Source organism: Georgenia halophila (assembly GCF_039541595.1).
Genome location: NZ_BAABGN010000013.1, coordinates 316,795 through 339,513 on the forward strand (window position 1 = coordinate 316,795; position 22,719 = coordinate 339,513).

General features: G+C 69.5%; 23 protein-coding genes. 5 read left to right on the forward strand and 18 right to left on the reverse strand.

Features of this window, described 5'->3' with window-relative positions:
* Positions 1-14: 14 nt before the first annotated feature.
* Genes ABD907_RS17610 through ABD907_RS17625 form a run of 4 tightly spaced genes read right to left on the reverse strand, consistent with a single transcriptional unit; the run spans position 15 to position 2,860 of the window.
* A complete protein-coding gene (locus tag ABD907_RS17610) occupies positions 15-785 on the reverse strand; it encodes an SDR family NAD(P)-dependent oxidoreductase (RefSeq protein ID WP_345217943.1) in 771 nt (256 codons plus the stop codon).
* The gene (locus tag ABD907_RS17615) at positions 782-1,279 is read right to left on the reverse strand and encodes a nuclear transport factor 2 family protein (protein ID WP_345217945.1); all 498 of its coding nucleotides are present in this window, start codon (positions 1,277-1,279) and stop codon (positions 782-784) included. The genes ABD907_RS17610 and ABD907_RS17615 overlap by 4 nt, the downstream gene beginning before the upstream one ends.
* Positions 1,276-1,773 carry a nuclear transport factor 2 family protein gene (locus tag ABD907_RS17620; RefSeq protein ID WP_345217946.1) on the reverse strand — a complete coding sequence of 166 codons (498 nt, stop codon included), beginning with the start codon at positions 1,771-1,773 and terminating at the stop codon, positions 1,276-1,278. Before ABD907_RS17620 ends, ABD907_RS17615 begins: the two co-directional genes overlap by 4 nt.
* Positions 1,774-1,792: 19 nt before the next feature.
* Entirely contained in the window at positions 1,793-2,860 is a 1,068-nt protein-coding gene (locus ABD907_RS17625) for an ABC transporter substrate-binding protein (protein WP_345217948.1), read from the reverse strand.
* Between the two features lie 193 nt (positions 2,861-3,053).
* Between ABD907_RS17625 and ABD907_RS17630 the strand changes: the two genes are divergently transcribed.
* From ABD907_RS17630 to ABD907_RS17645, 4 genes are read left to right on the forward strand one after another with little or no spacing between them, the layout of a single operon-like run.
* A complete protein-coding gene (locus ABD907_RS17630) occupies positions 3,054-4,640 on the forward strand; it encodes a class I adenylate-forming enzyme family protein (RefSeq protein ID WP_345217951.1) in 1,587 nt (528 codons plus the stop codon).
* 19 nt (positions 4,641-4,659) lie between these two features.
* Complete coding sequence (locus ABD907_RS17635) at positions 4,660-5,448, forward strand: MaoC/PaaZ C-terminal domain-containing protein (RefSeq protein WP_345217952.1); 789 nt, start codon at positions 4,660-4,662, stop codon at positions 5,446-5,448.
* The gene (locus ABD907_RS17640) at positions 5,445-6,218 is read left to right on the forward strand and encodes a crotonase/enoyl-CoA hydratase family protein (RefSeq protein WP_345217954.1); all 774 of its coding nucleotides are present in this window, start codon (positions 5,445-5,447) and stop codon (positions 6,216-6,218) included. The genes ABD907_RS17635 and ABD907_RS17640 overlap by 4 nt, the downstream gene beginning before the upstream one ends.
* A 52-nt stretch (positions 6,219-6,270) precedes the next feature.
* The gene (locus ABD907_RS17645; RefSeq protein WP_345217955.1) at positions 6,271-7,437 is read left to right on the forward strand and encodes a thiolase family protein; all 1,167 of its coding nucleotides are present in this window, start codon (positions 6,271-6,273) and stop codon (positions 7,435-7,437) included.
* 30 nt (positions 7,438-7,467) lie between these two features.
* Here the strand turns inward: ABD907_RS17645 and ABD907_RS17650 are convergent, their stop codons facing one another.
* From ABD907_RS17650 to ABD907_RS17680, 7 genes are all read right to left on the reverse strand, one after another.
* Positions 7,468-7,872, reverse strand: a complete 405-nt coding sequence (locus ABD907_RS17650; RefSeq protein ID WP_345217957.1) for a PaaI family thioesterase — start codon at positions 7,870-7,872, stop codon at positions 7,468-7,470.
* Positions 7,869-8,990: an ABC transporter ATP-binding protein gene (locus ABD907_RS17655; RefSeq protein WP_345217958.1), complete on the reverse strand. Its 1,122-nt coding sequence runs from the start codon at positions 8,988-8,990 to the stop codon at positions 7,869-7,871. Before ABD907_RS17655 ends, ABD907_RS17650 begins: the two co-directional genes overlap by 4 nt.
* 80 nt (positions 8,991-9,070) lie before the next feature.
* The gene (locus ABD907_RS17660) at positions 9,071-10,855 is read right to left on the reverse strand and encodes an ABC transporter permease (protein WP_345217960.1); all 1,785 of its coding nucleotides are present in this window, start codon (positions 10,853-10,855) and stop codon (positions 9,071-9,073) included.
* Between the two features lie 380 nt (positions 10,856-11,235).
* Complete coding sequence (locus tag ABD907_RS17665; RefSeq protein ID WP_345217962.1) at positions 11,236-12,648, reverse strand: aldehyde dehydrogenase family protein; 1,413 nt, start codon at positions 12,646-12,648, stop codon at positions 11,236-11,238.
* Positions 12,649-12,851: 203 nt separating this feature from the next.
* A complete protein-coding gene (locus ABD907_RS17670; RefSeq protein ID WP_345217964.1) occupies positions 12,852-13,748 on the reverse strand; it encodes an NAD(P)-dependent oxidoreductase in 897 nt (298 codons plus the stop codon).
* Positions 13,749-13,780: 32 nt separating this feature from the next.
* On the reverse strand, positions 13,781-14,194 hold the full coding sequence (locus tag ABD907_RS17675; RefSeq protein ID WP_345217965.1) for a carboxymuconolactone decarboxylase family protein: 414 nt from the start codon (positions 14,192-14,194) through the stop codon (positions 13,781-13,783).
* A 257-nt stretch (positions 14,195-14,451) separates the two neighbouring features.
* Positions 14,452-15,417, reverse strand: coding sequence for an AraC-like ligand-binding domain-containing protein (locus ABD907_RS17680; RefSeq protein ID WP_345217967.1), 966 nt, complete (start codon positions 15,415-15,417; stop codon positions 14,452-14,454).
* Between the two features lie 209 nt (positions 15,418-15,626).
* On the opposite strand from ABD907_RS17680, the gene ABD907_RS17685 reads away from it, so the two are divergent.
* Complete coding sequence (locus ABD907_RS17685; protein ID WP_345217968.1) at positions 15,627-15,929, forward strand: EthD family reductase; 303 nt, start codon at positions 15,627-15,629, stop codon at positions 15,927-15,929.
* A 96-nt stretch (positions 15,930-16,025) separates the two neighbouring features.
* Here the strand turns inward: ABD907_RS17685 and ABD907_RS17690 are convergent, their stop codons facing one another.
* From ABD907_RS17690 to ABD907_RS17720, 7 genes are all read right to left on the reverse strand, one after another.
* Positions 16,026-17,144: a type 2 periplasmic-binding domain-containing protein gene (locus tag ABD907_RS17690; protein ID WP_345217970.1), complete on the reverse strand. Its 1,119-nt coding sequence runs from the start codon at positions 17,142-17,144 to the stop codon at positions 16,026-16,028.
* 193 nt (positions 17,145-17,337) lie between these two features.
* Positions 17,338-18,819: a TRAP transporter large permease gene (locus tag ABD907_RS17695; RefSeq protein ID WP_345217972.1), complete on the reverse strand. Its 1,482-nt coding sequence runs from the start codon at positions 18,817-18,819 to the stop codon at positions 17,338-17,340.
* Positions 18,816-19,382, reverse strand: a complete 567-nt coding sequence (locus ABD907_RS17700) for a TRAP transporter small permease (protein WP_345217974.1) — start codon at positions 19,380-19,382, stop codon at positions 18,816-18,818. Before ABD907_RS17700 ends, ABD907_RS17695 begins: the two co-directional genes overlap by 4 nt.
* Positions 19,379-20,263, reverse strand: coding sequence for an alpha/beta fold hydrolase (locus tag ABD907_RS17705; RefSeq protein WP_345217976.1), 885 nt, complete (start codon positions 20,261-20,263; stop codon positions 19,379-19,381). The genes ABD907_RS17700 and ABD907_RS17705 overlap by 4 nt, the downstream gene beginning before the upstream one ends.
* On the reverse strand, positions 20,263-20,592 hold the full coding sequence (locus tag ABD907_RS17710; RefSeq protein WP_486334131.1) for a biotin/lipoyl-containing protein: 330 nt from the start codon (positions 20,590-20,592) through the stop codon (positions 20,263-20,265). Before ABD907_RS17710 ends, ABD907_RS17705 begins: the two co-directional genes overlap by 1 nt.
* Positions 20,579-21,604, reverse strand: coding sequence for an alpha-ketoacid dehydrogenase subunit beta (locus ABD907_RS17715; RefSeq protein ID WP_345217979.1), 1,026 nt, complete (start codon positions 21,602-21,604; stop codon positions 20,579-20,581). The genes ABD907_RS17710 and ABD907_RS17715 overlap by 14 nt, the downstream gene beginning before the upstream one ends.
* The gene (locus ABD907_RS17720; protein ID WP_345217981.1) at positions 21,601-22,599 is read right to left on the reverse strand and encodes a thiamine pyrophosphate-dependent enzyme; all 999 of its coding nucleotides are present in this window, start codon (positions 22,597-22,599) and stop codon (positions 21,601-21,603) included. Before ABD907_RS17720 ends, ABD907_RS17715 begins: the two co-directional genes overlap by 4 nt.
* Positions 22,600-22,719 lie beyond the last annotated feature (120 nt).

Sequence of the window (22,719 nt, forward strand, 5' to 3'; positions counted from 1 at the left end):
TCACAGCACCGCGGCTAGCGCGGTTGCATCCGCAGTCCGCCGTCGAGCCGAATGACCTCGCCGTTGATCATCCGGTTGGTGACGATGGCACGGACGAGATCGGCGAACTCTTCGGGCCGCCCGAGCCTGCGGGGAAAGGGGATCTGCGCGGCGAGGGCCTCGCGTGCCTCCTCTGGAAGACCTTCCAGCATGGGGGTGGCGAAGGTGCCGGGCGCGATGGTGTTCACACGGATGCCGACTCCGGCCAGGTCGCGCGCGGCCGGCAGCGTCATGCCGACGACTCCCGCCTTGGAGGCCGAGTACCCGATCTGACCGACTTGGCCCTCGAATGCCGCGATCGATGCCGTGTTGATGCACACCCCGCGCTCGTCGTCCTCCTGCGGGTCGGTGGCCGCCATCCGAGCCGCGGCGAGCCGCAGCACGTTGAAGGTACCGATCAGATTGACGCCGATCACGGACCGGAAGGGCTCCAGCTCCGCTGCTCGCCCTCGGCTGACCGTCTTCTGGACGACCGGGATGCCCGCACACATCACGCTGATGCGCAGGCCGTCGTCGCCGGCGGCATCGGCGTGCTCCACCGCCCTGGCCACGGCGTCCTCGTCGGTGACGTCGGTCTCGACGAAGGCGACGTCGTCGCCGAGCTCGTCCGCGAGGGCTCGACCCCGCTCGATGTCACGGTCCGCGACGACGACGTGCGCGCCGTCGTCGTGAAGCCGCCGGACCACGGCCGCTCCGAGGCCGGAGGCGCCGCCGACCACCAGGGCCCCCGCACCGGAGATGTTCATCGCCGGGGACCCTTCTGCTGCGCCTGGGACCACGCCGGCTGCTCGCGAACCTCCGGAAAGGCCTCGACGAGCTCGCCGCGCCACGGCTTGATGAGCCGGTCGGCGACGTACCAGCGCTGGTCGATCTTGACGAGACGGTCGAAGTAGGCCGCGAGGAGATGCAGCGCGGTCGCCCCGGAGTCGTGGCGGGCGGTCACCATGGCGAACGATCGCGCGCTGCACTCGCGGCCAGTCCCTTCGAGCACGGTCTGGGCGATCCAGTGCTGCCGACCCGGGAAGGTGGTGTTCGCGCGCATGGCCGCCATGATCTTGCGGGGCGCGTCGGGCGCGGTGTAGCGGCCGGAGGGGTCCTCGATGGTCGCATCGTCCGTGAAGATTTCCGCGAACGCGTCGTCATCACCGCAGTCGAGCGCCCAGGCGTAGTGGGCGAACAGGTCATCGATCGCCGCGCGGTCCTCGACGGTCAGGCCGCCGTTCGTCTGCTGGTTCGTCATGAGCCGCCCCCTCCTGGACCCGTGCGGTCGACCGGGCTCGTGGCGGTCTCCACCATCTGGAAGTCCGGGAAGCCGGCGAGCACCTCACCGCACCACTGCTCGATGACGTGCTCGGCCAGCCGCCACGTGCGGCCGTCCTTCACGAGTCGGTCGGCGAGATGTCCGAACCGGTAGTACACCATCGAGGGTGTGCCGATGGGATTGAGCATCGGCGTCATCAGGAAGGCACGTACCGAACAGCTGTGGGCGTCGCCCTCGAGGACCTGCTGCATGATCCAGTACTGCTGGCCTGCTGATCCCCGCCGGCGGACCCAGCTGTCGATGTACGTCCGGACGCCTTCGGCACCGTCGAACTGTTCGCCCTCGTCGCGGACCGTCGCCCCCGGCGTGAAGAGCTCGACGAAGGCCTCGACGTCGGCGGTCGACCGTGCCCAGGCGTACCGGGCATAGAGCTCTCGGATCGCGTAGCGATCCTCCGTGGTGAGTGTCGTCATGGTCGGGTGCTCCGTCGACTCAGAAACCGAGCGCTTCGTAGATCTCGTCCTCACGCTGGCTCGACTGCTCCCGGAGCGCTGGGCCGGACAGCTCGGTCGGGTACTGGTCCGTGTCGACCGGGTTCACCGTGCCTTCCGATGCCGTGAAGAGCTCGAGGGCCTCCTCGGTCATCAGCCAGTGCGCGAACAGCCTGGCGGCGTTGGGGTTCGGCGAGTCGGCGACGACGCCGACCACGGAGGCCGCTCCCACGGAGACGTCCATCATCGACCAGGCCAGGGGCGCCCCGCCCTCGTCCCGCAGGTTCTCCATGTACTCGATCGGTAGCGGGACGGCCAGGCTGCCCTCGCCGGCGGCCAGGGCCTCACCCATCGGAGCGGCGCCCTGGTAGATGCGGGGCTCCTCCTCGCCGAGCTGCCTGAGGAAGTCCAGGCCGTACTCCTGCTCGACCAGGTAGTAGAGGTTGGTGTAGACGCTCGAGATCGTCGGATCGGACATGAGGATCTCACCGTCCCACCGCGGGTCGAGCAGGTCCTCCCACGTCTCCGGCGCCTCGCCGGAGTCGACCATCTCGGAGTTGTAGCCGAAGGCGTACTGGGTGATGCCGATGACCGCGGTGCCGGAGTCCTCGAGCAGGGCCTCCTCGGGCATGTGGTCGGCGGGGAAGTCGGGGATGTTCGCCTCCTCGAGCGGGACGAGCCAGTCCTGGCTCATCGCCTCGTTGAAGAACTCGCTGTGGATGGGCAGGATGACGTCCGCCGCCGGTGAGCCTGCGTCGGCCTCGGCGGAGAACCGCTGCTCCATCTGGGAGGAATTGAGCCGGCTGAAGCTCGCCTCGATGTCGTACTGCTCCATGAACGCATCGGCGAGATCCTGCGCGATGCGTGCATCGGCGGTCTGGTACCAGACGAGCTGGCCCTCCTCCTCCGCCGCGGCGACGAGGGCGTCGAGCGTGTCGGCCTGGACGGCGTCTCCGCCGCCCCCGCCGCCGCCCTCGTCGGACGCACCGCCGGAGCCGCACGCAGCCAGGGTGAGGGAACCACCCAGCACAACGGCGAGCAAGGGTCGTCTACGGGTCTTGCCAGTCATCTCCACCAGCTCCTTTGACGGTCGACAGATGACGTGTCGAGAACTTGTATACACCCATCGCCGCATTCGGAATAGCCCCCACGGGATTTCGCGGCTCTCAACCGTTGTTCGTGGCGGGATGTATACACAGCCGCAACGCTGAGGCTAGACTTTCCATGTCTTTCGACAACGGTGACGAGGGCAGGAGATCGGCGTGAGTGCGGTGTGTGTGGACCTGCTGCGACGGAGCGCGCGGACCTTCGCCGATCGTGAGGCCGTGTGGTGCCGCGGGGAGTCACTCACCTTCCGCGAGCTCTTCGACCGCTCCTGTCGTCTGGCCAACGGCCTGCTCGACCTGGGACTGGCGCCGCAGGACCGGGTCGCGCTGCTGGGCGGGAACTCGCTCCGGTCCGTCGAGGAGCTCACCGGGCTCAGCATGGGGAACTTCGTGCGGGTACCGCTTCATGCCCGAAACACTGCGCACCAGCACCGCTACATGCTCGAGCACGTCCGGGCGCGGGCGCTCATCGTCTCCGAGGAGCTCTACGAGCCGCTCGCGCCGCACCTGGAGGATCTCGAAGCGCTGGAGCACGTGATCGTCCACGGCCGAGGCGGGACCGTGTCCTACAGCGAACTGCTCGGCCGCGCCGATGACGCGGACCCGGCGGTGCCCGTCGCGCCCGACGACATCAGCCACGTCGCCTTCACGTCGGGCACCACCGGCCGGCCCAAGGCCGCCGTGCACACCCACGGCGGCCAGATGGGAGTGACCGCCCAGTACACCTTGGCCTTGCCCCGGTTCGACGAGCACGATCGCTTCCTCGCGGTCGCACCGCTGTCGCACGCTGCGTCCACACTGTTCTTCACCGCGGTGGCGGCGGGCGCCACCACCGTGGTGGAACCGAAGTTCGATCCCGATGCGCTTGCCGCGACGCTCGCCGAACGCCCGGTCACGTTCACCCTGATGGTCCCGACGATGATCCAGGCGCTCCTCGACGTCGTCGAGCTGGACCCGGCGCGGTTGAACCTCGGCTCGGTACGCGCACTCGTCTCGACGGGTGCGCAGCTCCACGAAGCGACGGCACGCCGGGCGAGCGAGGAGCTCGGACCGATCCTGTACAACAGCTACGGGCAGGTCGAGGGCGTGCCGGCGGCCATGATGACGCCATCCGACTTCGCACGTGCCGCCGAGCGGGACGGGCGCAAGTTCCGCTCGGTCGGGCGCCCGGGCATGCTCGTCCGCGTGCGGATCGTCGACGATGCCGGCCGCGACCTCCCTCCCTACGAGCACGGGGAGATCGCCATCGACACCCCGGGCAACATGCGCGGGTACTGGGAGGCACCCGAGGCGAGCGCGAGCCGGTTCCTGGACGGATTCGTCCTCACGCACGACATCGGCTACCTCGACGACGACGGCTACCTCTACGTCGTGGACCGCAAGGACGACATGATCATCTCTGGTGGGTTCAACATCTGGCCCGCCGAGATCGAACAGGCGATCGCCGCGCACCCGGACGTGGTGGAAGTGGTCGTCGTGGGCGTTCCCCACCCGAAGTGGGGTCAGACCCCGTGGGCGGCGGTCGTCGTTCGGCAGGGCGCGACCGTCAGCGAGGCCGAGATCGTCGACTGGTGCCGCGAACGAGTCGGCTCCATGAAGAAGCCGACGTATGTCGACCTGCGCCTCGAGCCGCTTCCTCGCAGCGCCGTCGGCAAGATCCCGCGCCGCGTCGTGCGCGAGGAGCTCCTGGCGCGGGCACCGGACTCGACCACGTCGCAGAACGACCGTGCACCGTCGCGCTGAGGTGTCGACGACGCACCGCGTGACCGCATCCCGGGTGCGCGCGTACCACGACGCCTGCGGCCTGGACAGCACGGACGACTGCGTCTCGCCCTTCTTCCTCGCTGCGGCCCTCCTGCCGCTCGCGATGAAGCTCGCCCGTTCGGCCGTGCCGCGGTCCCGTCATGCGACCGGCCTTCATGCGGGGCACCGGGTCACCGTGGACCGCCCGCTCTTCGCCGACGTCGAGCTCGAGAGCACGATGTCGACGACCAGGCGGTCGACTTCCGCGGGAGAGCTGGTGACCGTCGACGTCACGAGCACCACCGACGACGGCGACGTCGCCGTCCGTCAGGGCGCCGCCTTCCTCTTCGGGGGCCCGAGGGGACCGAGCCGGTCACGGTCGCCGGACGGCGAACCACCCCGGTGGGCAGCGGTCCGCACGCGGTTCCCCCCGGGCTCGGCGTGCGCCTACGCCGAGGCGTCCGGTGACCGGCAGCCGCTGCACCTGGACGAGGGGGCCGCCGTCGCCGCCGGATTCCCCCGCTGCATCGCGCACGGGTTGTGCACGCTGGCGTTCGTCGTCGCCGACGTGGCTCGCCTCGCCGGAGCAGACCCTCGCACGGTGACCGCCACCGGTGCACGCTTCGCCGGGCCGGCGTACTGGGACGACACGTTGCTCACGGCGGTCGAGGAGCCGGGGGCCACCGGGACCGGGCAGGGATTCTCGACATGGAGCGCGGACGGACCGCTCGTCCTCACTCACGGCTACATGGACCTCGCTCAGTGGGCGCACGCCAACGGACCGCAGGGAAAGCAGGAGGACGCATGACCACAGGAACGGACAAGGTTCTGATCGAGCACAGCGGTCCGGTCGTGCTGGTCACCATCAATCGACCCGATGCGCGCAACGCCGTCGATCTCGACGTCGCCAGAGCGCTCGGCAGCGTATTCGCCGATATAGACGCCGACGACGCCGCACGAGTCGCCGTGCTCTCAGGTGCCGGAGGGACGTTCTGCGCCGGAGCTGATCTCAAGGCTTCGGCCCGTGGAGAACAACCCGTGACGACCGACGGCGGCTTCGGCGGCATCACGAGGACGCCGCCGGCGACGCCGACCATCGCCGCGGTCGAGGGCTTCGCCGTCGCCGGCGGGCTGGAGCTCGCGCTGGCCTGCGACCTCATCGTCGCGGCCGAGGACGCCAAGCTCGGCCTGCCCGAGGTCAAGCGCGGCCTTGCCGCCGCCGGCGGTGGCCTCCTGCGACTGCCCCGGCGCATCCCGTACCACCTGGCCATGGAGCTGGCTCTGACCGGTGAGCCGATCACGGCCGACCGGGCACACGCCCTCGGCCTGGTGAACCGGGTGACGCCGCACGGTGCTGCGCGCGAGGCCGCCATCGAGCTTGCCGAGCACATCGCCTCGAACGGTCCGCTGGCGGTCCGCGCCTCGAAGCAGGTCGTGGCGCGTCAGTCCAGCTGGACGGACGACGTGGCGTGGGAGGAGCAGGAGAAGTTCCTCCGCCCCGTCTTCGACTCCGCCGACGCCAAGGAGGGCCCGCTGGCCTTCGCCGAGAAGCGACCGCCGGTCTGGACCGGTCGCTGAACACCCACCACGCTCGCCGCAGACCACGAGCACGACAGGAAGGCCCCGAACCATGCGAGGACGCGAGGTTGTCATCGCCGACGCCGTGCGCACACCGATCGGCCGCGGTCACCCCGAGAAGGGCTACTACCGCGACCGCCACGCCAGCACGTTGCTGGCACACACCTATACCGCCCTCCTCGAGCGCTCCGGCCTGCCCTCCGACCGCGTCGGCGACGTCGTCGCAGGCTGCGGCTCACAGTTCGGGGAGCAGGGGCGCAACATCGCCCGGAACGCCTGGCTCGAGGGTGGGCACAGCCTGACCGTGGCGGGTATGACGCTGGATCGCCAGTGCGGTGCCGGGCAGGAGGGCGTCGCGGTCAGCGCGGCGCTGATCGCGTCCGGGATCCAGGACATCACGATCGGGTCGGGCGTCGAGCACATGGGTCACCTGTCCTTCCAGGCGATCCAGGAGACCGCACAGCGCTGGGGCGATCCCTACTCGGCCGCCCTGCGCGCGCGCTACCCCTTGGTGTCCCAAGGGCAGAGCTCCGAGCTGATGGCGCAGCACTGGGGCCTGAGCCGCACGGAGCTCGACGAGTTCGCCCTCCGCTCGCACCGGCGCGCCGAGCACGCGACCGGTGCCGGGTGGTTCGCGAACGAGGTCGTCCCCGTCACGATCGAGGAGGAGGTCGTGACGCGGGACCAAGGCATCCGCCCCGACACGTCGATGGACAAGCTGGCCGCCCTGCGGCCCGCCTTCGACGAGAACGGCAGCACCACGGCGGGAAACGCGTCACAGGTGTCCGACGGCGCCGCAGCGGTCCTGCTCGCCAGCCGGGAGATGGCGGGGGAGCACGGCTTGGCCGCCCGCGCGCGCATCGTCGACCACGTCGCCGTCGGCGTGGACCCGGTCCTGATGCTTTCCGGACCGATCGACGCGACGCGCCGGCTGCTGCAGCGCCAGGGCTTGTCGGCACAGGACATCGACCGGTACGAGGTCAACGAGGCCTTCGCCACCGTTCCGCTCGCCTGGATGCGTGAGCTGGGGGTCGAGGCAGATCGCGTCAACGTGGCCGGCGGCGCGATCGCGCTCGGTCATCCGCTGGGGTGCACGGGCGCGCGGCTCTTCGCCACGCTGCTCAACGAGCTGGAGCGCTCCGACGGCCAGTTCGGGATCGTCACGATGTGCTGCGCGGGTGGGCTCGGCACGGCCACCCTGATCGAGCGGCTCCCGTAGGCACTGCGACGACACGCCACGCGTGCGCGTCTAGCCTCCGCCGTCGGGTGCCGCGGTGCGTGTGCTGGCCGTCTGCGCGGTCATCACGGCCAGCAGGTCGTCCGCCCGCGTGAGGCGAGCCTCGTACACGGAGACCGTACGACCGGCCTTGACCGTCTCGACCCACACGCTCAGGTCGTCGCCCGGAAGCGCCGGGCGCAGGCAGTGGATCGTGGCGGTGACCAGGACCGATCCGGGTCGGGGAGCGTTGGCGACGATCGCCACGGCCTCGTCCAGGGCCGAGAAGAGCACGCCGCCGTGGGCGATGCCCGCACCGTTGAGGTGATCGTCGGTGACCGACAGCTCGACGACCGGGCCGTCGGCGCCCGGTTCCCGGTGCCGAAGTCCCAGACGCCGGCCGTGACGGTCCGTCGCCGAGCCCGGGCGGCCGCTCACGTACGCACCTGGTCCTTCGGCTTCTCGGGCAGCACGCGCACCGCTGCCGGGTCGATGCTCAGCCGGTACGACTGGCCTCGCTGCACGGACGTCTGGTCGGCGGACCAGACCCGCAGGGTGAGGTCCTCGAGGCGCACGATGTGCTGGGAATGAGCGCCCAGGAACAGTGTGGTGTCGCCCTCCACCGTCCACGAGTTCGGGCCGTTCGGCTCGGCGGCCTGCGGTTCCAGGCGGAACCGTTCGGGTCTCGCGAGCAGCACGACCTGGTCGCCGACCGCGACGGTGCCGGGGACGTCACCGCCCAGCACGGGACCGATGGCGGTCTGGATCCGCACCGCTCCCGAGTCGAGGACCTCCTCCACCGTGCCGGTCACCTCGTTGGAGGTGCCGATGAAGTCGGCGACGTATCGCGAGGTGGGGCGAGAGTAGATCTCGTGGGGCGAACCGATCTGCTCCACGCGTCCGTCCCGAAGGACGGCGACGCGGTCGGCGAGCTCCATCGCCTCGGTCTGGTCGTGGGTGACGTAGATGGCGCTGAACCCGATCTCGGCCTGCATCGACAGCAGTTCCAGCCGGAGCTGCTCGCGCACCTTCGCATCGACGTTCGACAACGGTTCGTCGAAGAGGATGAGGTCCTGCTGCGGTGCCAGCGCACGAGCGAGGGCGACGCGCTGCTGCTGGCCGCCGCTCATCTGGCCGGGGTGCTGTCCAGCCAGCTGACCGATGCCGAGCAGGTCCAGCACGTAGCTCACGCGCTCGGTCATCTCCGTCTTCGACAGCCGCGGGCGCGGTGCGTTCTTCAACGGGTACACGACGTTCTGGAAGACCGTCATGTGGGGCCAGAGCGCGTACGACTGGAAGATCATGCTGATCTTCCGTCGCTCGGGCGCGAGGTCGATCACGTCGTCGGACGAGTACACCGGCACACCACGAATATGGATCGCACCGCTGTCCGGCTGCTCGAGGCCCGCGATGCTGCGCAGCAGGGTGGTCTTCCCGCATCCGCTCGGTCCGAGTAGCACCACGAACTCTCCGGGAGCGACATCGAGCGAGACGCCGTCGATGGCCCGGACCGCCGAGCCGTCCGCACGCCTGAACTCCTTGCGGAGATCGCGCACGGACACGACCGGAGCCGTTGTCTCCGCGGGCTGGGTCGCCGGATCCGCAGCTGGGGGTGTTTCCGCCATCGTCTTCTCCGTCACCGTGTGTTCACCCTCCGTGCTGTCTTGCCCCACCGGCTGCTGCTGCGAGAGAGCACCATGACCCCCACCACGACGACCGTGGAGATCACGGTCAGGACCGTCGCGAGAGCAGCGAGCAGCGAGAAGGAGCCGTTCTGGTACGTCTCGAGAATCTGTCGGCCGACCACCGGGTTCGTCGTCCCGGCGAGAATGGCGGAGGCGGTCAGGTCGCCGACCATCCGGACGAACAGCAAGGCCCAGCCGACGATCATCCCGGGGAGCATCAGGGGCAGGTAGATCCGAAGGAACGTTCGCAGCTCGCCGGCGCCGGACAGGGCAGATGCCTCGGGCAGCTCCCGGCCGATCTGGGCGACGGCGCTGTCGGTCGCCACGATGCCGTTCGGCAGGTAGAGGGCGAGGTAGGCGAGGAACAGGATGAGGATCGTGCCACCCAGATCGATGGGCGGACCGGCGAAGGCGAGGACGAAGCCTACGGCGATGACGACGTTCGCCAGGGTGGACGGCAGCTTCACTGCGCCGTCGACGGCTCGCCCGACACGTGGCCTGGCCCGGCTGATGTAGAGCGAGATCACCGCCGCGAGCAGTATGCCCACGGTCGCGCCCACCACACCGAGCAGCAGGCTGTTCTCCAGGGCGGTCCGTGTCCGGACGTTCTCGAAGACGGCCAGGCGCAGCGCATCGAGACTCAGCCCGCCCCAGTCGATGTTCGACGTCCAGTAGCCGTTCAGCGAGACGATGATCAGGGCGCACATGGGCAGCACGGTCGTCACGACGGCGTAGAGGACGACGCCGACCTGGACCGGGCGGCGCCAGCGGCCCAGGCGCACGGCAGTCGCCCGCTGCCCCTTGCCGCCCATGGCGGCGTGCTGGTTCCGGCGTAGCACCCGGGTCTGGATCCACCAGATGATGGCGACGAACCCGAGCATGAACACGCTCAGGCCGATGGCGACGTCGTACTTTGGCGGATAGCTGAAGGCCAAGCCGTTGACGATCCGCGTCGTGAGGACGTCGATCCGGGCCCCGGTGCCGATGACGGCGGGCACCGAGTACAGCCCGAGCGCCGTCCACGTCGTCAGCAGGCCGGCGCCGGCGATGCTCGGCCACAGGGCTGGCAGGGTCACCTTAAACAACGCCTTGAACGGGCCGGTACCGCACACCCGAGACTGCTCCTCGAGGCTGGCATCGAGGTTCCGCAGCCCCGCGGAGACCATCATGAACACGAGCGGTACCTGGTAGATGCCGTACACCAGCAGCAGTCCGTACCAGGTGTAGATGTCCAGAGGCCCCGAGCTGATGTCGATCCCGATCCACGACGCTGCGGTGCGGATCATCGCGTTGAGGAGGCCGGCGTTCGGAGAGAGCAGGAGGACCCATCCGATCGCACCCGCGATCGGCGGGAGCAGGAACGGCAGCATCGGCAGAGCGTCCGAGAACAGGCCGAGCTTCGCGTCGGTGCGCTCGTTGATCCACGCCAGCACGGATCCCACGACGATGGCGACGCCGCCGCTTCCGACGATCACGAGCAGGGTGTTGAGGAGGACCTGCCCGAGGTCGGGCTCCGCGAACACCTCTTCCCAGACGGTGGCGTTGAGCTGCCCGCCGGGAAAGAACGCCCGCACCGCGACCGCACTCAGCGGGTAGATGGCGAGAACGGCGAACGCGACGGCAAGGACGCCGCTGACGATCGCGAATCCGCTCGGCCGCCTGCCCCGCCGGCCACGCAGCGCCGTCGGACCCCGTTGCACCGTCGGATCCAGGGACACGCCCCGCCTGCGGATCACCTGCCCCACCTCGGTCTCGCCGTCGACTGCCGTACCTCGGCCGTACCGACGACAGGTTGGCTCGCGCGGCAAACGCGCGCTGCTGCTGCGGACTCCTCGTTGCAGTCCATGTGTGCACTCGTCATCGAGTGTCCCGCCGTCGCCGGTCTGCTTGTGTCGACAAGTCAAGCACGGTACGTGCCGCGCAACTAGGCAAGATCTCACATCATGGACGGGTTTGTATACACGGATCCAGATGAGCGGGGCGCCATGGCGCATTTTGGCGGGGATCGCCCCGGGATTGCATACATTCGGCCGCGCTTGCCGGCCGGGCGGCGAGCGCGCGAAGCGGCCCGCGGCGTCGGTCGAGCAACGCCACGGGCCGCCGGGAAGGCGTGGGGTCAGGTGGTGATGACCTTCGGGGCGCCGACGGCCTTGAGGCCGTGCTCGCCGAACTCGAGGCCGTAGCCGGAGCCCTTGATGCCGCCGAAGGGCACGAGCGGGTTCAGGGTGCCGTGCTGGTTGATCCACACGGTGCCGCTCTCGATCCGCTCGGCGATCTTGCGTGCCTCGTCGGGGTCGCCCCACACGGAGGCACCGAGAGCCTGCTCCGAGGAGTTGGCCCGCGCGATGGCGTCCTCGACGTCGGAGTAGCGGATCACCGGCACGGCCGGGCCGAACTGCTCCTCGTCCACCAGGGTGGCGCCGTCCTCGATGTCGGCGACGATCGTCGGCCGGTAGAAGTGCGGGCCCAGCTCGGGCGCCGCCTCGCCGCCGACCACGATGCGGGCGCCGCGTGCGCGGGCGTCGGCGACCATGCGGGAGACGATGTCGAACTGCTGCTTGTTGGACAGGGGGCCCAACAGGCTGTCCTCGTCGAGCCCGGCACCCAGCGGCATGGACTCGGCGAGCTTCGCCAGCTCGGCCACCACGTCGTCGTAGACGGAGTCGTGGACGTACAGGCGCTTGAGCGAGGCGCACGTCTGGCCGGTGTTGATGAAGATGCCCCAGAACAGGTTCTCGGCGATCGCGGCGGCGTCCGTGCCCGGAAGCACGATGCCGGGGTCGTTGCCCCCGAGCTCCAGGGTGAGGCGGGCGAGGTTGTTCGCCGACCCCTTGACGATCTCGCGGCCGGTCTTGGTCGAGCCGGTGAACATCACCTTGTCGACGCCGTCGTGCGAGGCGAGCGCCGCACCGATCTCCCGGTCGCCCGAGATGCCGGTGAGCACGCCCTCGGGCAGGTGCCGGTTGAGCAGCTCGATGAGGGCAAGCACGCTGAGCGGGGTGTACTCGCTCGGCTTGGCCACCACCGTGTTGCCCATGCGCAGCGACGGCGCGATCTGCCAGGTCGCGATGAGCGCTGGCCAGTTCCACGGGCTGATGGCTCCCACGACGCCGAGCGGCCCGTAGTGCAGCTCGGAACGGGTGCCCTCGGCCTCGAAGAGCACCTCCGGCTCGAGCGGGGTGTCCGCCGCGCTGCGGACCCAGACGGCGGCGCCGCCGGCCTCGAAGCGGGCGCCCATCCCGTTGAGCGGCTTGCCCTGCTCCTGGGCGACGATCCGGGCGAGCTCCTCGGCGTGGGCCTCGATCTCGTCCGCGGCCCTGCGCAGGATCTCGGAGCGCTTCTCGTGCCCGAGCGCCGCCCAGGAGGGTTGGGCGGCCCGCGCCGCCGTGATGGCGGCGTCCAGGTCCGCGACGGTGTGCACGGGCGCGTGGCCCATGGTCTCCCCGGTCGCGGCGTCGGGGATGGGGCGGCCGCCCTCGGGCGCGACGGTGATCGCGTCGAGCAACGTCGTCGGTGCTTGAGTCGTCATCGTCAGTCTCCTTGTCGGCGGGGTCGCTGGCCCGCGAGCTCGACGTACCTGGTCACGTTGTCCATCCCCTCGGTCCCGGCCGCCGTCTCACGGACGGTCCCGATCGCGCCGCCCGTCGTGGTGGCGTGTCCACGATGCCCGACTGCCGGGGGAGTGTGGTTGTCCGCGGGTGCACGAACTGTAGTTCGTGCGCGAAGAGTTCGTCACCGCTCCTGCCAGAACCGGAACGCCTCCGTGTGGTCGACGTCGCCGAGCGCGTCCAGCGCCCCGCCGAGCGCCGTCGTGACGGCATCGCAGACGGGGGCGTGGTGGCCGACCGCTCCCTGGAGCTCGTGTGCGATCCGGACGTCCTTGGTCAGCAGGGGCAGTGAGAAGCCGCTCGCGAAGCGCCCTTCCACCACGTGCGGACCGAGGACGTGGCTGGTGATGAAGCTCTGCCCGGTGGAGTCGTCGAGCACGTCGACCATCACTTGCGGATCGAGCCCGAACCGCATGCCTGCGGTCAGCGCCTCGGAGGTGGCCGCGAACGCCGCACCCGCGACGAAGTTGTTGAGCGCCTTCATGGCGTGACCGGTGCCCAGCTTCCCGGTCCGGTAGACGCTCCGGCTCATCGTCTCGACGACCGGGATCGCGCGCTCGGCCGCGGCCTCGTCGTCCGAGCCCAACATGATGGCGAGCGTGCCCGCGGCCGCACGCTCCCTCGCGCCGGAGACGGGCGCGTCGACCATGACGACCTCATGAGCGGCGAGCATGCGGCCGGTCTCGACGGTCTCGGTGGGGTCCGAGGACGACATGTCGACGACGACCGCGCCCGGCCCGAGCGGGATGCGCAGGGCGCCGTCGTCCAGCAGGACGGAGCGGACGACGGTGCTGGTCGGGAGCATCGTGACGATCACGGTGCAGGACGCGAGGTCGCCCGGGTCGGTCGCCGCGGCGACCGTGCCCGCTCCGGCGAGCTCGTCGGCGAGCTGAGTGGTTCGCGCCGGGTCGGCATCGTGGAGGACGACGTCGTACCCGGCGCGAACCAGCCGCGTCACCATCGGCGTGCCCATGGTGCCGAGCCCGACGAATCCGACTCGCTCGCCCTCAGGTCGTGCCATCTGTCCTCGCTCCGGTTCCGTCTCGCGTCGGGTCATCGTGCCGCCTCGCCGTCAAGGAGGGGGCCGACGTTCTTCTCGGCGAAGACCTCGTCGAGGGCACGCAGCCCCTCGTTCGCGGCGGGGATGCCGCAGTAGAGCACCGAGTGCAGCGCGATCTCGCGGAGCTCGACCGGCGAGACGCCGTTCTCGAGCGCACCGCGGACGTGCACTCGCATCTCGTGCGTGTGGCCCGCGGCGACGAGCATCGCGAAGGTCACCTTGCTGCGGTCCGTGATCGACAGCCCGGCCCGCTGCCAGATGTCGCCGAAGCACGTGCGGGTGACAAAGTCCTGCAGCTTGTCGTTCAGATCGCTCGTGTGCTCCACCTGGTCCTCGGCGCCGGCCGGCCCGAACATGTGCCGGCGCTGCCTGATCCCGATCTCGTACAGCTCGTCATGGACCACCACGCTCGTTCCCCTTCGACGGACGGCATCCGTGGCGGTGCCACGGGTGCGGACGGCGTCCGCGGCGGTGCCACGGGCGCGGGCGGCGTCGACGCCAGCCCACGATCAGTGTGTCGGCGCCGCGGCCGTGCGGTCTTGTCCGGGCGCGCACGCCCGTGCCGCGTCGGTGCACGGTCGGCGGGCGCGGCGGTACCGGCCGTCGACGAGGCGGTTGTCGGTGCGTTGCCGCCGTTGTGTGCGCGGGGCTGCGTGACGTTTGGCTATGCGGAGAGCCGCGTGGTCCGGAAGTGGCGCGGGGCCATGCCGAACTCGGCCTTGAAGACCTTGGAGAAGTGGCTGGCGTCCGGGAACCCCCACCGCTGCGCGATCTGCAGGACCGACAGGGACGCCTGCGCGGGGTCGCTCAGGTCGAGCTGGCAGTGCTCCAACCTGCGCGCGCGAATGTATCCGGAGACGGTCTGGCCCTCCTCCTGGAACATGTACTGCATGTAGCGCACGGAGATGAAGTGGGCGCGCGCGATCCTCGTCGCGCTCAGGCCGGGGTCGTGCAGGTGCTCGTCGATGTAGAGCTTGATCGTGTGGATCTCCGCCCCACGTCCGTAGACGCCGCCCACGTCGTCCTCCGAGAGCTGGGTGTAGACGAGCGCGGTGAGCAGGTCGAAGGAGCTGCGCAGGATCCGCGCGCCGGCCACGCCGGCGAGCCGGTCCAGGTTCTCCGCGAGGTGCTTCATGAACGGGGAGATGACCGGCCCGATCCCGTGGTCGCCGGCCAGCCGGACGGCGGTGATCCGGCGGATGAGCTGGGGCGGCACCTCGAAGCCGTCCTGGGGGAAAGCCATGACGAGGCATCGGATGTCGTCCGGGAACTGGAGGGTGTACGGGCGGGAGGTGTCGTAGATGGCGATGTCGCCGGGCTCGAGCACAGCCTCGCGCCCGTCCTGGGTCACGGTGGCGCAGCCCTCGAGCTGCAGGCTGAGCTTGTAGTGCCTCGGGTCCTCCTCGGAGATCAGGGCGGGCGTGCGCCGGACGGTGTGCGGGCCGGCCGTGATCTCGGTGAGGCAGGTGTCGTCTATGTAGCACCAGCGGATCGCGCCTCGGAAGGCGTCGTCGGCGGTGACCTGGAGGGGTACGAAACGATTCCCCGCGATGGCGCGCCACTCGTGCAGCGAGGAGGCGGTCGCCTCCTGGACCTGGGTCGTTACCAGGTCGTCGACCGTTCGAGCCACGTGCCCCTCCGATCGTCTTCGCGGACCTCGTCGTCGCCCGGCGCCCGGCTCTTCCCTGAGGCGGGCTGTCAGGATAGGTCACCGGCGGGCTTGTCGTGGCGCGCACGGTTCCTTGTGCGTGCGCGGTCAGTGAGCGTGTACGGGCGACGGGATGCTTCAGCCGCATCGACAATGGCCGGGACTGCCCGACGACGACGCAGGAGATCGACGTGCACAAGGTTCTTGTCCTCTACCCGACCCCCACTGACCCAGCCGCGTTCGAGGAGTACTACCGCAACGTGCACCTGCCACTGGCTCGGAAGCTCCCGGGCATGCTGGACCACCGATTCACCCTGTCGGTGAGTGCTGGCGACCAGGAGAGTCCTTACTTCGCGATCTTCGAAGCCGACTTCCCAGACGAGGCGACCTACGCCGCTTCGATGGCCTCGCCCGAGGGCCAGGCGGTCGGCGCCGACGTGCCGAACTATGCGACCGGGGGAGCGGTGGTCCTGCACTACGACGTCGAGCCCTGAGCGACGACGCCAGAGGCCGTGCTCGGCGACGCCAAGGGCCGCGCTCGACGACCGAGCGCGGCCCTTGACGTGCTGGCTGACTGACGTGCTGGCTGACTACTGGGAGGAACGTGCTTCCTCGAAGCCGCCGTTGATGCAGTCGAGGACGGCGTCGCTGTAGTCGTACTCCTCCTCGTACTGCTCGACCGCCGATCGGAAGTCCTCGAGGACGCCCCCAGCGTTGTTCAGGCCGTAGTCCGTGGCGAGCCCGATCCACGTCTCATCGTTCGTCTCGCCGACGCGGTCGTACCACTCCTGCGTCGACTCCTCGGGCCACTTCGTGAAGGACTCGACGTTCTCCATGTCCGCGAGCATCTCGCACTGCGCGAAGGCCGCGTCGTAGAGCAGATCGGCCCCGATGCCCGCGTTCAGCTCCTCCTCGATCTCGGTGAGCGTGGTCTTGAGGTCCTCGGGGAACTCGTTCCAGGTCTCGAGGTCCCAGAACATGGAGAACTCCGAGTAGTTGCCGAGACCCGGGTCCGACCAGTGCGGCAGGAGCTCGCCGATCTTGAACACGACGGGGAAGTCCATGGCGCCCGCGAGCGACGTGGCGAGTCCGCTCTGGACCGCTTGGTAGGCCTCCTGCGCGCCGACGTTCACGATCGATGCGCCGATCGCCTCGAAGTCGTGCGTCACGATCACACCCGAGGTGCGCACCGCTTCACCGCGAAGGTCCTCGATCGAGTCGGCCGGCTGGTTCGTGCCGACCACTATGCGACCGACCGGCAACGTGCTCACGTGGTGGAGGCCCTGCTCCTCGAGATAGGCCAAGGCGTCCGGGTTCTCCTTGTTGACGTCGTACACCGCGCTCGAGACGGCTGCGAGGTTATCGCTGCCGAACACGATCTCGGGCATCGACATGGACGCGAACGCGGAGGGTTGGTAGTTCGGCACCTGCGTCAGGAACTGCGCGCGTCCGTCGAAGAGACATTCGCCCGCGTCGAGGATCCCGCACAGCTCGTTCGGTTCGGTGCGAACGAACGTGATCTGACCGTCGGTCCGCTTCTCGACCTCGTTGAGATACCACTCCTCCCATGGATGCATGACGGAGTTCTTGTCGGTCACGGTGACCTGGGTGATCTCCCAGGTCTGCTCGTCGCCTTCACCGCCACCGCCACCGCCTTGGTCGACCACGCCGGAACAGCCGACCAGCGCGGTGGCCATGCCGACGGCCATGACGCAGGCGACCCTACGGCTCTTGTGTGTGAGAGAAAACACCATCGTTCTCCAATCAGTGCGCTTGGGAGTGGGCCGCGGGTGCAGTCCACCGAGTGCTCCGCCGCCGAGGCGGCCCGGGAGGGCCGCTCGGCCTCGGCTGGATCCCGGCGACTGTGCGCAGGGACGTCGAGGGTTGATCACACATCGTTCACTACCGCGCCACGAGGGAGGGGAGGAAGAGCGAGATGTCGGGGACGAGGAAGAGCAGGATGAGCACGACCATGTCGACGAGGAACAGCGGCAGCACGCCCTTGAACACGGTCTCGATGCGCACCTTGGCCACGCCCGCGACGACGAAGCCGAGGATCCCCACGGGCGGCGTCACCATGCCGATCTCGATGAGCTTCACGACGATGATGCCGAGCCACACCGTGACCATGCCCTCCTGGCCGGGCAGCAGGTCACCGGCGAACTCGACCGCGATCGGCGCGAGGATCGGCACGGTGATGACGAGGATGGACAGCGATTCGAGGAACATGCCGAGCGGGATGATGCACAGCAGCAGGAGTCCGAGGGCGACGGTCGGCGGAATACCCAGACCGAGCATGCCGTCCCGAACCATCTGCGGCACGCGCGCAGCGACGAAGAACTGCGACAGGATGACCGAGCCGAACACGATGAAGAACACCATCGCGGTCGTCGCGCCGGTGTCCAGCAGCGCCCCGCGCACTTGCAGGAAGAGCCCCTTGATGCCGAGCTTTCGGCGCTCGAACAGCAGAATCACCACAGCGGCAAGGGCGCCGACCGCGGCCGACTCCGTGGGGGTGAACACCCCGGAGTACATGCCGCCGAGCACGATGCCGAAAAGGATGACGATGTAGCCGAGGCCACGCCAGGGCAGCTGCCGCCACGTGGTGACCGGTTCGGCGGACAGCGACGGCTCGGAGCCGCCGGAGCCCTCGGGAACGCGGCCCGGCCCGCTCTCGATGACATCCCCGGTGCCGGCTGCCCGCTGCTTCGCCCGAGCTTCCGCCGTCGCGGCGGCGAGACTGGCCTCGATGTCGTCCTTGTCGGTCGACTTGCCGATCTTCCGCTGACCGATGGTCATGATGTACGTGATGTATGCGAGCGCGGAGAGGACGCCTGGGAGGATGCCTGCGGCAAGGATCTGCGCGACGGACGTCTCGGTCATGATCGCGTAGAGCACCAGGAAGGTGCTCGGGGGGATCATCACACCGAGCGTGCCCGAGATGGCCACGAGAGCCGACGCGAGGCTCGCCGGGAAGCCGTGCTTGCGCATCTCGCCGACCGACAGCTGAGCCATGGTCGCGGCCGTGCCGATGCTCGAGCCCGACACCGCGGCAAATCCCGCACAGGCCAGGACGGTGGCGACGCCGAGGCCGCCCGGAGCCCTCCGCGTCACGTAGGCGGTGATCTGGAAGACGTACTCCGCGACCCTCGCCCGGACGGCGAACAACCCCATCAGGATGAACATCGGGATGATCGTGAAGGTGAAGTTGAACGCATTCGAGAAGGTCGGCCCGACGATCGTGGCGGTCGCGTAGTCGGTCCCCCGCAGGAGGATGAGCCCGATGGCGCCCGAGAGCCCGAGCGCAAGGGCGATCGGGAAGCGGATCGCCAGGAGGGCGAACAGCAGCAGGATCGTGACGGCGACGACCATTCCGACCGTCATCGCGCGATCTCCTCTGGCGCGTGCTCGACCGGTGAGGCGGAGTCGTACGGCATCCGGCCGAGGAACGCGCGGACGAGGTTCGTGAGCGCAACGAGCGTGAGCACGGCGAGGCCGACCGCCATCACCCAACGCCACGGCCAGAGGTACCAGACGAGCGTCACGCTGGGCCCGGCCTCGCCGTCCGCCGTCGACTCGATCGCGCGCAGGACGGCCGCGGCGGTGAGCCAGGCCATGAAGATCGATCCGCCCGTCCAGACGATGACGTCGATGACGTGATTCACCCGATGTGACAGGCGGTCGGTGAGCAGTCGCACCGAGACGTGCTCGCCGCGGATCCCGGCCCACCCCAGACCGCAGAAAATCGACACGACGAGGCAGGACTGGGAAAGCTCGACCAGACCCGGGATCGAATAGTCCGTGATCCATCGAACGAGCACCTGGGTGGCGATCGCGAGCATGGTGACGACGACACCGACCGCCGAGATGATCCCGAACACCGCCGCGATCCACACGACGACGTTCTCGAAAGGCACGGCGTCCTTGCGCAGGCCGGGTGCACTCATACGTCATCCTCAGCGATCGCGGTCGGGCAGGGCGTGCAGCATGTCACGCGGGGATTGCTCGGCGGCTCGGCGCCGAGCCGAGTGTTCGCGGGCCAACCAGGAACTGTTCGCGAATCGACAATTCTGCTGGCGCACTGGCCGAGACGCGCGACGGCCGCCCTCTTGAAGCCCCGGGCGGAGACAGCGTTGACGTGCGTGCGCGCCTTGATGGGGACGAACTCGGCGCCGATCTCGACCGCGAGCTCGGGAACGCCGTCACCCAGCTCGTCGCGCTCACCGGTCACGAAACAGATCGGCACGTCCGGGGGGTGGCCCGGGCCGTCGGCCGGGCGAGCGGACTGGAGGGCCGTGACGAGATCGAGCAGGCGCGGAACGTCGTTCCCGGGCACGAGCTCGGCGATTCCCATGAGCGCAGCCGTCCGGGTGTCGTCGATCTCGGTGCCGTCCTCGAGGTGGGCGTGGGCGGCGGCGCGATCGAACGACTCGAGGGGGTCGCTCCTCGAGAAGCCGCCGAGCACGAGGCGGTCGACCCGCTCCGGATGCGCGAGGGCGAGCTCCCAGCCCAGGCGCGAGCCGAACGAGTACCCGAGGACGCCGACCGAGTCGAGGTCCGACGCGTCGAGCACGGCGACGAGGTCGCCCACGAGTGTCCGCAACGCATAGTGCTGCGGGCCGACCGGTCTCCCGCTGTCTCCGTGACCGCGCAGGTCCATGAGCACCGCCCGGATACCGGCGTCGGCGAGCGGTGCCTCCCACCCGGTGTCGAGCCAGTTCTGCTTGCTGTTCGACCCGAAGCCGTGGATCACCAGCACCGGGCGGCCGCCGGTCGGGCCGACCTCGTGCCACGTGATCGGGACACCTCCGCGGAAGACGGCGGGCATCAGTCGTCGTCTGGGGGGCTCAGGTGGACGCGTCGCCGGGGCGCTTCCGACTCGGTCGGGACCGTGCCGACGATGCCGGCGCCCGCGACCTCGAACGTGATGAGCGGGTCGCCGACTCGCACGACGGCGCCCTCCTCGGCCCCGAGGCGCGCGACTCTGCCGGCCTCCGGCGAGGGCAGCTCGACCGCCGACTTCGTCGTCTCGACCTCGACGAGCACGTCGTTTCGCGCGACGGTGTCGCCGACGGCGACGTGCCACTCCAGGATGGTCGCATCCTCGAGCCCTTCGCCGAGGTCGGGAAGCGGAAAGGTGCTCTCAGCCACGGCGATACTCCAAGACACTCTGGACCCCGAGCAGGATGCGATCGACGGAGGGGATGTACTCGTCCTCCAGCCGGCCGGCCGGGGTGGGGACGTCATACCCGGTCACGCGTGCGACGGGTGCCTTGAGCGCGTCGAAGCACCGTTCGTTGATCCGCGCCGCGACCTCGGCACCCACGCCCACGGACCGCGGCGCCTCATGCACCACGACGGCTCGGCGGGTGCGCGCGACCGATTCGACGATCGTGGCCGTGTCGATCGGCGAGAGCCATCTCAGGTCGACCACCTCGATCTGCACCCCGTCCTCCTCGGCGGCATGGGCCGCCTGGAGGCTCCGGCCGACCATGGCCCCCCACGACAGGATCGTCACGTGCTTCCCGGGCCGCACGACGCGCGCTCCCGTCGCACCCGCGGTGGCGCCGACGTCGACCGCCGACGTCTGCCAGTAACGGGACTTCGGCTCCATGAAGATGACCGGGTCGGGGTCCTGGATCGCTGCGCGGAGCAGGTGATACGCGTCGTGCGCGTTCGACGGCGAGACGACCTTGAGTCCGGCCACGTGAGACCAGAAGGTCTCGGTCGATTCCCCGTGCAGCTCCGGTGCCTTGATGCCGCCGTAGGACGGCACACGCAGGGTGATCGGCATCGAGATGCGGCCCCGGCTGCGGTTCCGGTACCGCGCCACCTGGCTCACGATCTGGTCGAACGCCGGGTAGGAGAAGCCGTCGAACTGGACTTCCGGGACCGGCTTGAACCCGGCCATCGCGAGCCCGACCGAGGTGCCGAGGATCGCTGACTCGGCGAGCGGCGTGTCGAACACCCGAGCGGCGCCGAACCGCTTCTGCAGTCCTTCGGTGACGCGGAAGACACCGCCGAGGACGCCGACGTCCTCGCCGAGGACGAGCACTCGGTCGTCTGCCGCCAGCTCGTCCGCGAGGGCGCTATTGAGCGCCTGCTGCACCGACAGGGACTCGACGACGCTGCTCGCCGTGTCCGGTTCGCGCGTGTGCAGGTCGGTCACAGCGCCGCGCCCTTCGCCCACTCGGCCTTCTGGTCGAGCAGCTCGCTCGTCGGCTCCGCGTAGACGAAGTCGAACATCTCGCTCCCGTCCCTGGGTGCCGGCGAGACGAGGTGGCCGCGGATGCCCTCGAGCCAGGTCGTCATCTCGTCCTCCACCGCCTGGACGAACGCCGTGTCGATGACGCCGCGCTCCAGGGCGTCGGCGCGATAGCGGTCGAGGGGGTCCTCGCCGGCGTCGCGACGCTCGTCGTCGAGCGTGCGGTAGCGACTCGGGTCGTCCGAGGTCGCGTGCGGGCCGCGGCGGTAGGTCTGTGCCTCGATGAGCGTGGGGCCCTCGCCGCGACGGGCTCGCGCGATGGCCGCGATCGTCGCCGCGCGGACGGCGAGGACGTCGTCACCGTCCACGACGACGCCGGGGAACCCGTACCCGGCCGCGCGCGCGACGATCGACCCGCCGGCGACCTGCGAAGACTCCGGGACCGAGATTGCCCACCGGTTGTTCGTCACGAAGAAGACGACGGGCAGGTTCCAGAGGCCCGCGACGTTCATGGCCTCGTGCGTGTCGCCCTGGCTCGTCCCGCCGTCGCCGATGAAGGCGACCGCGACGCCTTCGCGGTCGTCGAGCCGCTGGCCCAGGGCCCAGCCGACGGCGTGCGGGCCGTTCGAGCCGACGACCGACTGGAGCGGCGTGAACCGTGAGGCGACGGGGTCGTGCCGGCCGCCGTTCCATGACCCGTCGTGATTGCCCAGGTAGCCGAGCATGTCGACGCCCATGGCGACGGCGACGCCGAGCTCGCGATACATCGGGAAGGCGAAGTCGCGGGTCGGGTCGATCGCGGCTCCGGCGCCGACCTGCGCCGCTTCCTGCCCGAATGACGGGGGAAATGCGGGGATGATGCCCTGCCGTTGCCAGCGGACGAGCTCGACGTCGAGACGGCGTGCGGCGACGAGGTCGCGGTAGAGGTCGCGTTCCTGCGCGGGGCTGGGATCGGCCATGTCATACCTCGGTGAGAGATCGGAGGACAGTGGGTTCCGATATCTGCCTCACCGGAGGTCCGGCTTTAGCGCCCATTTTTCGAACGCAAACGGCTGTCATTGCCGCTTGGCCAGGTCGAC

What these genes read in the sequence shown, in the direction of transcription:
- ABD907_RS17610 (WP_345217943.1), bottom strand. Translation starts at nt 785, where the DNA reads ATGAACATCTCCGGTGCGGGGGCCCTGGTGGTCGGCGGCGCCTCCGGC.
- ABD907_RS17615 (WP_345217945.1), bottom strand. Translation starts at nt 1,279, where the DNA reads ATGACGAACCAGCAGACGAACGGCGGCCTGACCGTCGAGGACCGCGCG.
- ABD907_RS17620 (WP_345217946.1), bottom strand. Translation starts at nt 1,773, where the DNA reads ATGACGACACTCACCACGGAGGATCGCTACGCGATCCGAGAGCTCTAT.
- ABD907_RS17625 (WP_345217948.1), bottom strand. Translation starts at nt 2,860, where the DNA reads ATGACTGGCAAGACCCGTAGACGACCCTTGCTCGCCGTTGTGCTGGGT.
- ABD907_RS17640 (WP_345217954.1), top strand. Translation starts at nt 5,445, where the DNA reads ATGACCACAGGAACGGACAAGGTTCTGATCGAGCACAGCGGTCCGGTC.
- ABD907_RS17645 (WP_345217955.1), top strand. Translation starts at nt 6,271, where the DNA reads ATGCGAGGACGCGAGGTTGTCATCGCCGACGCCGTGCGCACACCGATC.
- ABD907_RS17665 (WP_345217962.1), bottom strand. Translation starts at nt 12,648, where the DNA reads ATGACGACTCAAGCACCGACGACGTTGCTCGACGCGATCACCGTCGCG.
- ABD907_RS17670 (WP_345217964.1), bottom strand. Translation starts at nt 13,748, where the DNA reads ATGGCACGACCTGAGGGCGAGCGAGTCGGATTCGTCGGGCTCGGCACC.
- ABD907_RS17690 (WP_345217970.1), bottom strand. Translation starts at nt 17,144, where the DNA reads ATGGCCGTCGGCATGGCCACCGCGCTGGTCGGCTGTTCCGGCGTGGTC.
- ABD907_RS17695 (WP_345217972.1), bottom strand. Translation starts at nt 18,819, where the DNA reads ATGACGGTCGGAATGGTCGTCGCCGTCACGATCCTGCTGCTGTTCGCC.
- ABD907_RS17700 (WP_345217974.1), bottom strand. Translation starts at nt 19,382, where the DNA reads ATGAGTGCACCCGGCCTGCGCAAGGACGCCGTGCCTTTCGAGAACGTC.
- ABD907_RS17705 (WP_345217976.1), bottom strand. Translation starts at nt 20,263, where the DNA reads ATGCCCGCCGTCTTCCGCGGAGGTGTCCCGATCACGTGGCACGAGGTC.
- ABD907_RS17720 (WP_345217981.1), bottom strand. Translation starts at nt 22,599, where the DNA reads ATGGCCGATCCCAGCCCCGCGCAGGAACGCGACCTCTACCGCGACCTC.